General features: G+C 53.5%; 17 protein-coding genes. 4 read left to right on the top strand and 13 right to left on the bottom strand.

Translation table 11 applies throughout. The annotated features are described in order from the left end of the window. The first annotated feature begins 5 nt into the window (after positions 1-5). A complete protein-coding gene (locus HV334_RS06680; protein ID WP_181221315.1) occupies positions 6-1,367 on the top strand; it encodes a 6-phospho-alpha-glucosidase in 1,362 nt (453 codons plus the stop codon). Positions 1,368-1,494: 127 nt separating this feature from the next. Continuing rightward, positions 1,495-2,265 (top strand): MurR/RpiR family transcriptional regulator, encoded by a 771-nt coding sequence (locus HV334_RS06675; protein ID WP_016157135.1) that lies wholly within the window; start codon positions 1,495-1,497, stop codon positions 2,263-2,265. A gap of 18 nt (positions 2,266-2,283) precedes the next feature. Here HV334_RS06675 and sseB read toward each other — a convergent pair whose 3' ends face one another. The 11 genes from sseB to trmJ all read right to left on the bottom strand — a co-directional run bounded on the left by sseB (position 2,284) and on the right by trmJ (position 11,092). Further along, positions 2,284-3,060, bottom strand: coding sequence for an enhanced serine sensitivity protein SseB (gene sseB, locus HV334_RS06670; RefSeq protein WP_016157136.1), 777 nt, complete (start codon positions 3,058-3,060; stop codon positions 2,284-2,286). A gap of 70 nt (positions 3,061-3,130) precedes the next feature. Beyond that, positions 3,131-4,414, bottom strand: coding sequence for an aminopeptidase PepB (pepB, locus tag HV334_RS06665; protein WP_016157137.1), 1,284 nt, complete (start codon positions 4,412-4,414; stop codon positions 3,131-3,133). A gap of 60 nt (positions 4,415-4,474) precedes the next feature. Next, complete coding sequence (gene iscX, locus HV334_RS06660; protein WP_003037694.1) at positions 4,475-4,675, bottom strand: Fe-S cluster assembly protein IscX; 201 nt, start codon at positions 4,673-4,675, stop codon at positions 4,475-4,477. An 11-nt stretch (positions 4,676-4,686) separates the two neighbouring features. Next, positions 4,687-5,022: an ISC system 2Fe-2S type ferredoxin gene (fdx, locus tag HV334_RS06655; RefSeq protein WP_003037690.1), complete on the bottom strand. Its 336-nt coding sequence runs from the start codon at positions 5,020-5,022 to the stop codon at positions 4,687-4,689. Between the two features lies 1 nt (position 5,023). Continuing rightward, a complete protein-coding gene (gene hscA / locus HV334_RS06650) occupies positions 5,024-6,874 on the bottom strand; it encodes a Fe-S protein assembly chaperone HscA (RefSeq protein WP_181221314.1) in 1,851 nt (616 codons plus the stop codon). A 15-nt stretch (positions 6,875-6,889) separates the two neighbouring features. After that, positions 6,890-7,405, bottom strand: coding sequence for a co-chaperone HscB (gene hscB, locus HV334_RS06645; RefSeq protein WP_016154008.1), 516 nt, complete (start codon positions 7,403-7,405; stop codon positions 6,890-6,892). A gap of 108 nt (positions 7,406-7,513) precedes the next feature. After that, entirely contained in the window at positions 7,514-7,837 is a 324-nt protein-coding gene (iscA, locus tag HV334_RS06640; RefSeq protein WP_003835203.1) for an iron-sulfur cluster assembly protein IscA, read from the bottom strand. A gap of 20 nt (positions 7,838-7,857) precedes the next feature. Continuing rightward, positions 7,858-8,244 carry a Fe-S cluster assembly scaffold IscU gene (iscU, locus tag HV334_RS06635; protein WP_002913991.1) on the bottom strand — a complete coding sequence of 129 codons (387 nt, stop codon included), beginning with the start codon at positions 8,242-8,244 and terminating at the stop codon, positions 7,858-7,860. Between the two features lie 25 nt (positions 8,245-8,269). Next, positions 8,270-9,484, bottom strand: coding sequence for a cysteine desulfurase (gene iscS / locus HV334_RS06630; RefSeq protein ID WP_003835233.1), 1,215 nt, complete (start codon positions 9,482-9,484; stop codon positions 8,270-8,272). 167 nt (positions 9,485-9,651) lie between these two features. Continuing rightward, the gene (iscR, locus tag HV334_RS06625; RefSeq protein WP_005120405.1) at positions 9,652-10,143 is read right to left on the bottom strand and encodes a Fe-S cluster assembly transcriptional regulator IscR; all 492 of its coding nucleotides are present in this window, start codon (positions 10,141-10,143) and stop codon (positions 9,652-9,654) included. A 217-nt stretch (positions 10,144-10,360) separates the two neighbouring features. Next, entirely contained in the window at positions 10,361-11,092 is a 732-nt protein-coding gene (gene trmJ / locus HV334_RS06620; protein ID WP_016157139.1) for a tRNA (cytosine(32)/uridine(32)-2'-O)-methyltransferase TrmJ, read from the bottom strand. Between the two features lie 118 nt (positions 11,093-11,210). Between trmJ and suhB the strand changes: the two genes are divergently transcribed. Beyond that, positions 11,211-12,014 (top strand): inositol-1-monophosphatase, encoded by an 804-nt coding sequence (gene suhB, locus HV334_RS06615; RefSeq protein ID WP_046275219.1) that lies wholly within the window; start codon positions 11,211-11,213, stop codon positions 12,012-12,014. Between the two features lie 84 nt (positions 12,015-12,098). Here suhB and HV334_RS06610 read toward each other — a convergent pair whose 3' ends face one another. Together HV334_RS06610 and HV334_RS06605 are read right to left on the bottom strand one after the other, a co-directional pair. Beyond that, positions 12,099-13,079 carry a nickel/cobalt transporter gene (locus HV334_RS06610; RefSeq protein WP_049041547.1) on the bottom strand — a complete coding sequence of 327 codons (981 nt, stop codon included), beginning with the start codon at positions 13,077-13,079 and terminating at the stop codon, positions 12,099-12,101. Continuing rightward, on the bottom strand, positions 13,070-13,708 hold the full coding sequence (locus tag HV334_RS06605; protein ID WP_019077386.1) for a DUF1007 family protein: 639 nt from the start codon (positions 13,706-13,708) through the stop codon (positions 13,070-13,072). The genes HV334_RS06610 and HV334_RS06605 overlap by 10 nt, the downstream gene beginning before the upstream one ends. A gap of 420 nt (positions 13,709-14,128) precedes the next feature. Between HV334_RS06605 and HV334_RS06600 the strand changes: the two genes are divergently transcribed. Beyond that, complete coding sequence (locus tag HV334_RS06600) at positions 14,129-15,112, top strand: autoinducer 2 ABC transporter substrate-binding protein (RefSeq protein WP_003037665.1); 984 nt, start codon at positions 14,129-14,131, stop codon at positions 15,110-15,112. The last annotated feature ends 18 nt before the right edge of the window (positions 15,113-15,130 follow it).

Here is a 15,130-nt window from a genome sequence, read left to right as displayed (position 1 = left end):
CAATCATGTTTACCCCCCCTTTTATTTTATCCATTGCTGGCGGTGGAAGCACTTATACGCCCGGGATTGTCAAAAGTCTGATGGTGCGTCTTGCCGATTTTCCGCTGGCTGAAATTCGTCTGTATGACATTGACGAAGCACGTCAAAGCACCATTGCACCGGTGGTTGAAAAAGTGATCCGCGATCACAGCCAGTCAATTAAATTTACCGTAACCCGCGATGCGCAAACGGCCTTTCGCGGGGCGCATTTTATTTTCTCGCAGATGCGCGTAGGCCAGTACAAAATGCGCGAGCTGGACGAAAAAATCCCGTTAAAACACGGCGTCGTCGGCCAGGAGACCTGCGGCCCCGGTGGTTTAGCCTACGGGCTACGCACCATTCTGCCGATGGTGGAAATAATCGATCTGGTCGAACGTTTTGCCGATAAAGCGGCGTGGATTGTCAATTACGCCAATCCGGCGGCGATTGTGGCAGAGGGGGTACGTCGCTTACGCCCGAACGCGCGGGTTCTCAATATTTGTGATATGCCGGTCGCTGCAATGCGTAACATGGGTGCGATTCTGGGCGTTGACCGTCATAAGCTGGAGGTGGACTACTTCGGCCTTAACCACTTTGGCTGGTTTACCCGCGTGCGGGTTGATGGCGAAGACCAGCTCCCGGCGTTACGGCGGCATATCGCTAAATTCGGCCTGCTGACAGAAGATGCCGCACAAACGGATCCGCAGCATGCCGATCCTTCATGGGTCAAAACATGGCGTAACATCAAGCCGATCATGGACAACTTCCCGGAATATCTGCCGAATCCGTATTTACAGTATTACCTGATGTCGGAACAGATCGTGGCCCATCAGGATCCAGACCACACCCGGGCCAACGAAGTGATGGAGGGGCGTGAGAAGAAATTATTCGCCGCAGCTCAGGAATACCAGAGCACGGGGATTTTGCCCGATGCGTTTCACGTCGGAGTTCACGGCGCGTTTATCGTTGATGTCGCCTGTAGCCTGGCTTTTGATTTACGCCAGCGTCACCTGGTGATTGTTGAAAACAGAGGCGCGATTGCCAATCTGCCCTATGACGCGATGGTCGAAGTACCTGCGTACATCACTTCACAGGGAGCTGAACCGGTTCGCATGGGGGCAGTACCGTTGTTTCACCAGACGCTGCTGATGCAACAGCTGGCCTCAGAGCAACTGCTGGTTGAGGCCGCCATTGAAGGCAGCTACGAGAAGGCACTACAGGCTTTCACGCTGAACCGGACGGTGCCAACCATGGTACATGCCAAAACCCTCCTTGATGAGATGATCGAGGCTAACCGGGACTACTGGCCAGCGCTGAAAAAAGCCTGGCAGGAGGGGGAATTGCGCTAAAGTCTGGTGCGGAAGACTTGTCGGTGTGGATGAAAACACCGACAATTCCGCGAATTGATGAAAACGGAGGCCCAATGACTATCCCATATTTCTCCCTTCCTGCCCGGCAAGTGAAACCGGCCTGATCATGGACAACCGGCTTGCCTCTCTGCTGACGCGCGGAGAACCGCTTACCCGCGCAGAGTACCGTGTGCTGGCGCACCTGACACAGCATCCGCTGCTGGTAGGTAACATCACGGTACGTGAGCTGGCCCAGGCGACTTTTGTTTCCACGGCCACCATTATGCGGTTGTGTCAGAAACTGGGCTTCAGCGGTTTCAGCGAGTTTATATGGCACTGCAAACAGCTGCTCTCCGATACGCCGCACATCGCAGCGCAGGCCGCGGAGAGCGGCGAGTTACCGGCGATGCTTAGCCGTTTCATCGCCAACTATCAGCTTACTTTTCAATGGAATACCCAGGAAAAACGTCGCCATTTTGTTGATTTATTACGGCAAAAGGAGAGTTTCTTTCTGTATGGCGCCGGATTTTCCTATCTGTTTGCGGAGTATCTGACCAAAAAATTGCAGGTTCTCGGTAAGACCGCTTTTATTTCCGGGCCAGGTGACAGCCGGAACATCTTTCTCAGTAATGCCGCCCGCTATCAGGTATTCGTCGCGGTGTCACGCAGCGGCGAAACGGAACAGGTTATTGATAAAGTCAGGATTGCGCAAAACGTTGGCATGACGATTGTGGCCTTTACCCGTGCGTCGGCCAATTCGCTGGCGGGCATGGCGGATTTGCACTTTGCGCTATATGACGAAGCGGTACACTTTGCCGCTGAGGCCGCCGGAGTGACCTCTTTTGAATCGAATCTGGTGCTACTCATGGATTTGTTGCTGCTGGAAGCAACGGGGTGAGCGCTCACCCCGAATGCCTCAGATAATCCGGTTCTGTTTGAAGTCGCGCAGGAAACCGCCCCAGCGGCGTTCGTAGAACGGTGCGATGTGCTCAGTGATAAAGTGACTCACGCCCTTCTCACCTTTCTTCACCTGGCAGATATCAATGGGTTCATCACCCGGCAACGTATCGGTCGCGACGCTACCCGCAGCATGGATGATCTCTTCAATATCACCTTCAGCTTCAATACCAATCAGCAGATTCGGCTGGGCTTCCGCACTTTCTTTGATTGAGCAGAGAAATGCGCGTTTTACCGGCTTAATGGTTTTAAACAGCGTGGTCAGTGAGTCAATCATCTGCGCCGGAGGTTCAGCGACTTCAGAAAGGATCAGCGATTCACCACCTTCCAGTACTTCCTGGGTGCTTAGCGGATTACCCTCTTCCCCCATCAGCAGGCTGATTTCACGCGGCATAAACTCTTTGCCGGTCGGCAGTTTAGCGTTGAGAAAGAGCGTTTCGCCAAGCGTCATTTCAAATAGCGTACGCACCGGCATAACGACAAATGCTTGCTCATCTTCAACCGCCTGTTGCAGGGCTTCCAGGGAGGTGAAGAACGGGATCACGGTCGTGCCGTCTTCTTTTTCCCAGTGTTGAAGGTCGAGGGCACTGTCTTCTACTACCGCCTCGCCTTCTGCGGCAGTACCCGGCACCCAGACGGTGGATTCCAGTAAAGTACGGAAAAATGCCGGACGATGCGCAGGCTCTGTCGCTGCTTGCTCCAGCAACGTTTCTAATTCATTTTTTGTTTCGGACATAAGTATCACAAATTGGATGAATACATGTAAGCCGGATAAGCGTAGCGCCATCCGGCAATACAGTCATGAATTATGCGGTCAGCAGATTCGCGATGGTGCGCACACCCAGACCGGTTGCGCCCGCAGACCACTGCTCAACCGGCGCTTTGCGATAGGTTGCAGAGCAATCGATGTGCAGCCAGCCTTGCTGGTAATTTTCCACGAAATGGGACAGGAAGCCCGCTGCGGTGCTTGCACCCGCTGGGTAGGCCGCACTGCCGGTATTATTCAGCTCAGCAAAATTTGACGGCAGTTGGCTACGGTGGAACTCTGCCAACGGCAAACGCCAGAACGGCTCGTTTTCTTGCGCCGCACTTGCCAACAAACGCGCGGCCAGTTGGTCATCAAAGCTAAACAGCGCGTGGTAATCGTTGCCCAGTGCGGTTTTCGCCGCGCCGGTCAGCGTGGCAGCATCAATGATCAATTCAGGTTTTTGCGCGCTGGCGTCGATTAAGCCATCGGCCAGTACCAGACGCCCTTCAGCATCAGTATTCATCACTTCAACTTTTTTACCGTTGCGATAGTGAATGATATCGCCAAGCTTAAAGGCGTTGCCGCTGATCAGGTTATCCGCGCAGCACAGATACAGCTTCACACGCTTGTTCAGGCCACGGGTGATGGCAAACGCCAGCGCGCCGGTGACCGTTGCCGCACCGCCCATATCGGACTTCATTGAGTCCATAAATGCGCTTTGCTTGATGCTGTATCCGCCGGAGTCAAAGGTAATTCCCTTGCCAACCAGGCAGGCATAAACTGGAGCTTCTTTGTCGCCAGTCGGGTTGTAATCCAGCGCCAGCAGCACCGGCGGACGTTCAGAGCCTCGACCCACGGTATGCAGCCCCATGTAGTTCTGCTCGCGCAGATCTTCACCTTTGGTGATACGGTACGAGACGTTGTCGCAGGCCACGCCGCACAGCAGGTCTACCGCGCGTTGCGCCAGCTGTTCCGGGCCCAGCTCTTCTGCAGGTGCGTTAATGGTATCGCGCACCCAGTCAATAATCTTCAGACGGTTATCCAGCTCTTTGCGCTGCGCCTCGTCCAGAGCGGCCCACTCAACTTTGCGGGTGCCTTTTGGTCCTTTGTAACCCTGCCAGAACGCCCAGCTACGTTCGGTATCCCAGCCTTCACCATCCAGTTGGACATGTTTAATACCCAGGCCGTCAATTTTACGCGCGGCGCGCTGGATAAGGCTGAGATCATCTTTTCCGTTCAGGTGCAGGGTAATACCGTCATTATTAATGCTGTATGTCGCCTTTTCACCCCAGCGAGCGTCAGCGGGTTGCGTGGAAAGCGTAATTTTCATGGCTTCTGTCATTTTATTTATCCTTATTTCGCGCATACAGGAAAACGGGCCACCCGTGGGCAGCCCGTTGACTTATTCGGCTTCGTCCAGCCAGACCAGTAAAATGGCCTCAAGGATTTTTTCGTTCGATGCCTGTGGATCATCATCGAACTCTTCCAGGTCACAGATCCATTGGTGCAGATCGGTGAAACGAACGGTCTTGGGATCGAGATCGGGGAACGCGTCGTACAGCGCCTCGCCGATTTCGCGGCTATCGGTCCACTTCAGTCCCATACTACCCTCTGTTAATGCTCACGTGCATGATTGATTGTGTAACGTGGGATTTCGACCACTAAATCGTCCTCGGTTACCCGTGCCTGACAGCTCAAACGGCTCTCCGGCTCCAGTCCCCAGGCTTTATCCAGCATGTCGTCTTCTTCTTCTGTGCTTTCCGGCAAAGAATCAAAACCTTCACGTACAATGCAGTGGCAGGTCGTGCAGGCACAGGATTTTTCACAGGCGTGTTCAATCTCGATACCGTTACGCAGGGCAACGTCGAGAATGGTTTCGCCGGTCTCAGCTTCCAGAACTGCGCCATCGGGACAGAGATCCTGATGAGGCAAAATAACAATCTTTGGCATATTAAACCTCGTCCACGGAATGGCCTTTCAGCGCGCTACGGACGGATTTGTCCATACGGCGAGCGGCGAATTCCTGGGTTTGTTTGTCTACGTTTTTAATGGCTTGTTCTATCGCGTCAACATCGTCACCCTGTGCTACCTCGCTCAAATGCGTAGCAGCGGTGTCGATAGCCTGACGTTCTGCGGCGCTTAACAGCGCGGCATCAGCGTTCAGCGCACCGGATAAACTCTCCAGTACGCGTGCCGCTTCGACTTTCTGTTCTGCCAGCATACGAGCTTTAACGTCCTGCTCGGCAAAACTCATCGAATCCTGAATCATGGAGGCGATTTCACTGTCGGTCAGACCGTAGGACGGTTTGACCTGAATCGAGGACTCAACGCCGGTGGATTTCTCCATAGCGGTGACGCTCAGTAGCCCATCAGCATCGACCTGGAAGGTCACGCGGATATGCGCGCCGCCTGCCGGCAACGCCGGGATACCGCGCAGCGCAAAACGCGCCAGTGAACGACAGTCCTGCACCAACTCACGCTCGCCTTGCATCACGTGAATGGACATCGCGGTTTGGCCATCTTTAAACGTGGTGAAGTCCTGCGCACGCGCCACCGGGATAGTGGTGTTACGCGGGATCACTTTCTCCACCAGACCGCCCATGGTTTCCAGTCCCAGAGACAGCGGGATAACGTCCAGCAGCAGCATTTCGCTGTCCGGTTTATTCCCGACCAGAATATCCGCCTGGATTGCCGCACCGATAGCGACCACTTTGTCCGGGTCGATAGAGGTCAGCGGCGTACGGCCAAAGAATTCACCGACGCGTTCACGTACCAGCGGCACGCGCGTTGAACCACCGACCATTACCACTTCCAGCACATCCTGCGGCTCAACGCCCGCATCTTTCAGCGCACGGCGGCAGGCCAGCAGCGTACGTTTAACCAGTGCGGAAATGAGTTCATTAAAGGTTTCACGGGTGATTTCACCCTGCCATCCCGCCACGTTAACCGTCACAGAATCGGCGTCGCTGAGTGCGATTTTCGCTGCAATCGCGGCATCCAGCAGTTCGCGCTGTACGCGGTTATCGCTGCGATCGGCAACGCCCGCCTGCTCGCGAATGTAATCGGCCAGCAGATGGTCAAAATCGTCGCCGCCGAGCGCGGAATCACCGCCGGTCGCCAGCACTTCAAACACGCCGCGACTCAGGCGCAGAATAGAAATATCAAAAGTACCGCCGCCAAGGTCATAGACCGCGATCACGCCTTCCTGACCGGAATCCAGGCCATAAGCGATCGCCGCAGCGGTCGGTTCGTTCAGCAGACGCAATACGTGCAGGCCCGCCAGACGCGCGGCGTCTTTCGTCCCCTGACGCTGTGCATCGTCAAAGTAAGCCGGAACGGTGATCACTACGCCATCCAGTTCGCCGGACAACGATTCGGTTGCCCGCGCGGCCAGCGCTTTCAGAATGTCAGCGGATACGCGCACCGGATTAAGCAAACCGGCAGCGGTTTCAATCATCGGCAGGCCGTTTTCGCTCGCCTGGAATGAATAAGGCAGATGCGGGTAACGCGCCTGGATATCCGCCAGAGAGCGGCCCATCATGCGTTTTACCGAGCTGACGGTGTTTGCCGTATCCTGCGCTGCATTGGCGCGGGCATCGTAACCGACCGAGTAGCCCTGTTGCTGATAGTGAACCACTGACGGCAACAGGTGGCGACCTTCATGATCTGCCAACGTTTCGGCCTGGCCGCTGCGTACGGTCGCAACCAGGGAGTTGGTGGTGCCTAAATCGATACCGACCGCCAGACGACGCTGGTGCGGCGCGGCGCTCAGACCAGGCTCACTAATTTGTAATAAGGCCATTTTCGCTTCCGGAAATTAAAAATCGAGCAGTTTTTCTTCGAGTTGTTCTGCACTGCTTCGCAGTTTATCGAGAAAACGCAGCTTACGCACGGTATCTGCCGCTGCGTCCCACGTCTCGCTATCCAGCTGTTCCACCATCAGTTGATGCCGAACGTTGTACATTTCGCTGACGCGTTGCATAAACGCATCCAGCCGTTGATTGTCTTTTGCCTGTTCAATCTCGTCCAGCTCTTCGCGCAGCTCAAGTTGCTCCATCAGGAACGCGGTATCGCGCACCGTGTGCTGCTCGCTGCGGATATCAAAGCCGTGTAAAGACAACAAGTATTCGGCGCGCATCAAAGGATGACGCAGCGTTTGCCAGGCCTGGTTGATAGTGGCGGACTGCGAAACCGCAGCAAGTTGTTCCGCCTGAGAACCGCTGGCGAATTTATCAGGATGATACTGACGTTGCAGATCCTGAAAACGTAGGCTCAGCGCCTGAGTATCGAGCTGATAACGGGCCGGTAAGCCAAAGAGGGTGAAGTAGTCCATAACATTCTCAGGGCATCGATTCTCTGTTGTTCGATGAGGCAAAACCAGAGAGTCAGGTAAAACAAACCCCACGCGCAGGCGACCACGGTGGGGTTATCAGTAAGCGCGTTACACGTGGAAGCTTTCGCCGCATCCACATTCGTCTTTCACGTTCGGGTTAGTGAACTTAAACCCTTCGTTCAAACCTTCTTTGACGAAGTCTAACTGCGTACCGTCGAGGAATTGCAGGCTCTTACCGTCGATCACGACTTTTACGCCTTTGTCTTCAAACACGGTATCTTCAGCCGCCGGCTCGTCAACAAATTCCAGTACATAAGCCATACCTGAGCAGCCGGAGGTTCTCACGCCCAGACGCAGACCAAACCCTTTACCGCGGTTTGCCAGGAAGGTATTTACACGCGCTGCTGCACTGTCGCTTAAGGTAATCGACATAATAAAACCTCAACTCTTAATTATTTTGCTTCACGTTTGCTTTTGTAATCCGCAATCGCGGCTTTAATCGCGTCTTCAGCCAGAATAGAGCAGTGAATTTTCACCGGTGGCAGTTCAAGCTCGTCGGCGATATCGGTATTTTTGATCGCCTGTGCTTCGTCCAGAGATTTCCCTTTTACCCATTCGGTAACCAGAGAGCTGGAGGCAATAGCGGAACCGCAGCCGTAAGTCTTGAAACGCGCGTCTTCAATGATACCCTCATTGTTGACTTTGATCTGCAACTTCATCACGTCGCCACAGGCCGGTGCACCCACCATGCCGCTGCCCACGTTCTCGTCGCTGTTGTCAAAAGAGCCCACGTTACGTGGATTCTCGTAATGATCGATTACTTTTTCGCTGTAAGCCATGATGAATTCTCCTTATCGGTACCGATTAGTGATGTGACCATTCAATACTGTTCAAATCCACGCCCTGTTTGAACATTTCCCACAGCGGGGAAAGGTCGCGCAGGCGGCCAATGGAGTTGCGAACCAGATTGATGGCGTAGTCAATCTCTTCTTCGGTAGTGAAACGACCTAAAGAGAAACGAATTGAGCTATGTGCCAGCTCGTCGGTCATCCCCAGCGCGCGCAGCACGTAGGATGGCTCCAGGCTTGCAGAGGTACATGCAGAACCGGAGGACACAGCCAGGTCTTTCAGCGCCATAATCAGCGACTCGCCTTCAACAAAGTTGAAGCTGACGTTGAGAATGTTCGGTGCGCCCTGCTCGAGGTCACCATTGAGGTACACCTCTTCCATATCTTTCACGCCGTTCCACAGACGGTTACGCAGACTGCGCAGGCGCGCCATCTCGGTTTCCATCTCTTCTTTGGCGATACGGTAAGCTTCACCCATCCCGACTATCTGGTGCACAGGAAGCGTACCGGAACGCATACCACGCTCGTGACCGCCGCCATGCATCTGCGCTTCAATACGAATACGCGGTTTACGACGAACGTACAGCGCGCCGATACCTTTCGGACCATAGATTTTGTGGCCGGAGAAGGACATCAGGTCAACTTTCAGTTGGCTCAGATCGATAGGCAGTTTGCCCACGCTCTGGGTTGCATCAACGTGATAGATAATGCCGCGAGCACGGCACATTTCGCCGATGGTTGCGATATCCTGTACCACGCCGATTTCGTTGTTAACGTGCATGATGGAGACCAGAATGGTGTCGTCACGCATTGCCGCTTCAAGTTCTTTCAGGTCGATAATGCCGTTACGCTGTGGGGCGAGGTAGGTCACTTCAAACCCTTCGCGCTCCAGCTGACGGCAGGTGTCCAGCACGGCTTTGTGTTCGGTTTTGCTGGTGATGATGTGCTTGCCTTTTTTCTGGTAAAAGTTGGCTGCACCTTTAATCGCCAGGTTATCGGATTCCGTCGCACCGGAAGTAAAGACGATTTCACGCGGATCGGCACCGACCAGATCAGCGATCTGATTGCGGGCGATATCTACCGCCTCTTCAGCTTGCCAGCCGAAACGGTGTGAACGGGAAGCTGGGTTACCAAAGTTTCCGTCCAGGGTCAGACACTGCATCATTTTCTCGGCAACACGCGGGTCCACCGGCGTGGTTGCGGAGTAGTCGAGATAGATCGGTAATTTCATTGCTCTATAAACTCCGTACATCGCTTCAATGCAAGGAACCAGGCAACCGGCTGGATGTACGACCGAGTTAACGGGGCGTCTGGCACCCCGGCCTGATTCTGAAATACTTTTTACGCTTCATCTTTCTGGCTGCCTTGATGCAACCAGAAGATATTGCGTAATTTTTATTAGGCACGCAGTTTGACGTCGATAGCGTCTTGCGTGCGAGTGCTGCGTGGAGCGTCATGTGTGTGCTGGCGACCAGACACATCCAGGACTTCCTGATTATTCACCAGTTCGCCCAACGTAATGTTGTTGAGGAAACCGGTCAGACGATCGCTCAGATCGCGCCACAGCGCGTGGGTCAGGCATTTATCGCCGCCCTGACAACCGCCTTTGCCCTGGCAACGGGTCGCGTCTACAGACTCGTCAACAGCGCTAATCACTTCACCTACTGCGATGCTGCCGGCATCTTTACCCAGCAGATACCCGCCGCCTGGTCCACGTACGCTGGAAACCAGACCGTTTTTACGCAAACGGGAAAACAGCTGCTCCAGATATGACAGGGAAATTCCCTGACGTTCAGAAATATCAGCCAACGGTACCGGGCCCGTTTCGGAGTTGAGCGCAACGTCCAACATTGCGGTCACGGCATAACGCCCTTTTGATGTCAGTCTCATGTCTTACTTAGCCTCAAACTCGCCCCTGCCCGGGGTTTTTTATTGTAAAATGGGGGTATTGCATAGCAGGGGCAAGTCTGACATTCCCGACTAAATCAGTCAACTATTTACTTGACTAATTTAGTCAGGTATTTAACCTTCAGTGCCATTTTCATTTACCGGATGGCGCTTCGCTAATCCGGCCTGGAAATCGTGCAGCTATCCGGCATCAAGACGCTTACTTGCCTTTATTCTGCTGCTCTATAGAAGCTAAAATTCCGCGCAAAATGTTCAGCTCCTGGCTCTCAGGACGCGCACGAGTGAACAGACGGCGCAGCTTGTTCATTACCTGCCCCGGATGTCCTTCGCGGATAAACCCGGTCGACAGCAGCGTTTGTTCCAGATGACCGTAAAAACGCTCTAAATCATCGACCAGCGGATACTCAGCTTCTTCGTATTCTGCGGTCTTGTCGCTTTCCTGCGTTGCCAGCCAGGCCATGCGAACTTCATAAGAGATGACCTGCACCGCCATCGCCAGGTTGAGCGAGCTGTATTCCGGGTTCGCGGCAATGGCGACGTGATAATGACACTTCTGCAGCTCTTCGTTGGTCAGGCCAACGCGTTCACGTCCAAACACCAGCGCCACCGGCGAGTTCGTTGCTTCAGAGACGCTTTTTAAACCGCATTCACGCGGATCCAGCATCGGCCACGGCAGCGTACGGGAGCGCGCGCTGGTACCCACCACCAGGCTGCAACCCGCCAGCGCTTCATCGAGAGTATCGACGATCTGCGCGCTGCCGATCACATCGCTGGCACCAGCCGCCAGGGCGATGGCCTGGGAGTCCGGTTTAACCAGTGGATTTACCAGCCACAGATTAGTTAAACCCATGGTTTTCATTGCGCGGGCCACAGAGCCCATGTTGCCAGTGTGAGAGGTTTCCACCAGCACAATTCGAATATTTTGCAGCATTGTATTTCTTCGGCTAAAGATTATTCGGGCATATTATCATAAAACGAAGACATATTCCGAACTCGCTGCTATACTCTGCGCCGTTTTCCCGTTCTTTAACATCCAGTGAGAGAGACCGATGCATCCGATGCTGACCATCGCCGTGCGCGCAGCGCGCAAGGCGGGTAATGTAATTGCCAAACACTACGAAACGCCAGACTCTGTAGAAACCAGCCAGAAAGGCAGCAATGATTTCGTGACTAACGTCGATAAAGCCGCCGAAGCGATTATTATCGAAACAATTCGCAAATCTTACCCACAGCACACCATCATCACCGAAGAAAGCGGTGAGCATGTTGGTGAAGATCAGGATGTTCAATGGGTTATCGATCCACTGGATGGCACCACCAACTTCGTAAAACGTCTGCCGCACTTCGCGGTTTCCATCGCAGTACGCATTAAAGGCCGTACTGAAGTCGCCGTTGTTTACGATCCAATGCGTAACGAACTGTTCACCGCAACCCGCGGCCAGGGCGCACAGCTGAACGGCTACCGTCTGCGTGGCAGCACTGCACGCGATCTGGACGGCACAATCATCGCCACCGGTTTCCCGTTCAAAGCGAAACAGCACGCCGCGTCTTACATGAAAATTCTTGGCAAGATGTTTACCGAGTGCGCTGACTTCCGCCGCACAGGTTCTGCTGCGCTGGATCTGGCTTACGTTGCCGCTGCACGTGTTGACGGTTACTTCGAAATCGGTCTGAAACCATGGGATTTCGCCGCAGGTGAGCTGATTGCTCGTGAAGCAGGCGCACTGGTTTGCGACTTCACCGGCGGTCATAACTACATGGCGACTGGCAACATCGTTGCAGGTAATCCGCGCGTAGTGAAAGCCATGCTGGCTAACATGCGTGACGAACTGAGCGACGCGCTGAAGCGTTAATTCAGTACAGCCCGGTGGTGTCATGCTTACCGGGCTTACGTGTTGATACAGGCCGGATAAGGCGAAGCCGCCATCCGGCTTTGATTAAAACGGTCTAATCCCTCGCCCCACCGGCACCGCGCTCACCCACATCACTACCGCAGCAGCAATCAGCACCGCACCACCGGCTAATGCCAGCGTCGTCCAGCCAATCTGTCGCCACAGCACCGGCGCTTTATGTCCGCTAAGTCTCACCGCCAGCGAGCGGAAACTGTGTACCAGCAAAGCCAGTGACGTAATCGTCAAAGAGGTTCCGGCCGCCATCGCCAGCGCCGACGCCATGCCCCAGCTAAAAACGCCAACCACTTTGCTAAACAGTAAAACCATAATTGCCCCGGAGCATGGCCGCATTCCCATAGACAAAACGATCATCAGCCGGGCGCGCCAGTCATCACCGCTTTGCAGCTGTTCAGGATCAGGCAAATGCTGATGCCCACAGCCACATCCCTCGTGATGCACATGGTGCGGCGTGAAGGCGATAAATTTCGGGCGACGCAGTAACTGGCGCAATTTCTTCAGCGCACGGACGCACAATAAAACGCCCAACACGCCAACCAGCGCATAACTCCCTTTCTCCAGCCAGAAACTACTCATATGTAGCTGTCGTGCAGGCAACTGCAAAATGGTGAGCACCACAACCACCAGCCCAATGGCGACCAGTCCCTGTAATAAAGATGAGGCCAGCGTCAGGCCAATACTCGATCTCAGCTTCGAGGGATGCGTTGCCAGCCAGGTGGTAATGACGACTTTTCCATGTCCTGGTCCCAACGCATGCAGCACACCATAAAGAAAACTAAACAACAGCAGCGATCCCCCGGCCTGGGCCGGATTGGCGGCAACGGCTTTCAGCAAACCGCTCATCTGCTGGTTAACGTCGCGCTGCCAGACGACACTCTTCATCATCACCTGCGGCCAGGCCTGCCATAGCCACAGTATGCCGACTGCAGCCAGCAGTAAAAACACCGCCAGCGGCCATAGCGTGAGCCAGCGGCGTCTGGCGGCGCGTTGTTGATAAACTACGGACATTGCAGCGTCACCGTCTGTGCAAACTGTTTACCCAATTCCATATCCTCCGGCGGTGCGTCTTCTTTATCCAGCGACTGCGCAAAGCTCAGCATTTGTTCATTCGGCGTCGGCGTATGTACTGAAATACGGCATTGCTGACTTATGGCCTGCGCCAGCCAGGCATCGCTGTCTTTGTCATAGCTCATATCAACGTAGTAGGTGGGGTCGAAGGTTGAAATGGTATATTTTTGACCGCTCAGCGGCTGAGCTTCTGCCAGCGGCAACACGAACGTCAGCACTGCCTGATGTTCTTCACGCTCCATGCCATATTCCGTCGGCCTGTTTTTAAACTTTACCTTTTTCCCGTCGTGCCACACTTCGGTGAAATAGTGCTGCCCGAGGACGTTGGCCATCACTTCTGCCGCCAGTTTTTTCCAGATCTCATCACCAGGCTTGGCATTTCCCGCATCGTAAAGCAGATCTGCCGAGGTGATTTCATCCATCGTCCAGCGCATTTTTAGCGCGACGAACTGGTCATTCTCGCTCACTATCTCGGTTTTCAAATGGATAAAGCTGTGGGGATGCGCACCTGCGCCAAAGGACAGGATCGCGAGAAACAACGTCATAATGATACGTTTAACGCCTTGCATGAGTTCTCCACGAGAAAAATCTACACCGCCACAAATAATGATGCCGTGTTTGGCGAAAGTGTGCTGAGGATACCATTGAACGAAAAAATGTTGAGCCCCCTTTTCCGGTATCGATTCAGTTCTCAATTTCAACAATTTCTTCTTCAGCAACATCCTCCCAAATACCTTTTCGTCGCCACAACTTAAGTAAAATGATAACAATTTGTTAATTTATGGTTTCATTTTAATGTTTTGTTAACACTGAATTTAAATCCATGAGTGTACTCCCGTGCAAATTTAACTAATATTTAACCATTTATTTTCCATAAAATTACAATAATGGGCATAGATCACATTCACCAAACTTGTGATTCATTCCCTCTTCCATTCGTTGTTAACTTCACGCCGTGACATGTCCTGCCCCCTACGAAAGGTACAACTATGAAATTCAAACTCGCATTACTCAGTGCAACCCTGGTTTCTGCATGCATGTTGTCCGGCACGTCCTTTGCGGCGGAAAAATATGAAATTGCTGTGGTTGCCAAAGTCACCGGGATTCCGTGGTTTAACCGGATGGAAACCGGTGTTAATGAAGCAGCAAAAAAACTGGATGTGAATGCTTACCAGACCGGGCCTTCCACGCCGGATCCGGCACAGCAGGTCAAAGTGATTGAGGATCTGATCGCCAAAAACGTCAATGCCATCATCGTGGTACCGAATGACGCCAAGGTCCTTGAGCCAGTACTGAAAAAAGCGCGCGATAAAGGCATTGTCGTTCTGACGCACGAATCCCCGGATGAGCAAATTGGCCAATGGGATATCGAAACCATCGATAGTGAAAAATACGCACAGGCCAACGTCGATGAGTTAGCAAAAAACATGGGCGGCAAAGGGGGTTACGCCATCTATGTCGGTTCACTGACGGTGCCGCTGCATAACGCGTGGGCGGATTATGCAATTAAGTACCAGAAAGAAAAATATCCGGAAATGTTTGAGGTCACTTCACGTCTGCCGGTCGCGGAAAGCATCGATAAATCCTACGCCACGACGCTGGACCTGATGAAAACCTATCCGCAGATGAAAGGCATTATCGGTTTCGGCTCGCTGGGTCCAATCGGGGCGGGTCAGGCTGTGCAGAAAAAACGCGCCAAAGATAAAATCGCCGTCGTCGGGATCGCAATGCCAGCACAGGCTGCACCTTACCTGATGCGCGGTGATATCAAAAAAGCGCTGCTGTGGGATCCAAAAGACGCGGGCTACGCGCTGGTAACGGTTGCCGATCAGCTGTTGCAGGGCAAAGAAGTTAACGCCGACCTGAGTATCGATGGTTTAGGGAAAGCCGATATCGACACGGAGAAGAAAGTGATCCGCTTTAACAAGATCCTCGAAGTCACCAAAGACAACGCACAATCACTTGGTTTCTAAGGCTTTAGCCAACACCAG

Origin of the sequence: Citrobacter sp. RHBSTW-00944 (assembly GCF_013615435.1) — a bacterium.
GTDB classification, from domain to species: domain Bacteria; phylum Pseudomonadota; class Gammaproteobacteria; order Enterobacterales; family Enterobacteriaceae; genus Citrobacter; species Citrobacter braakii.
The sequence above is the reverse complement of the archived record's forward strand: the minus strand, read 5'-3'. Positions and strand labels throughout refer to the sequence as shown.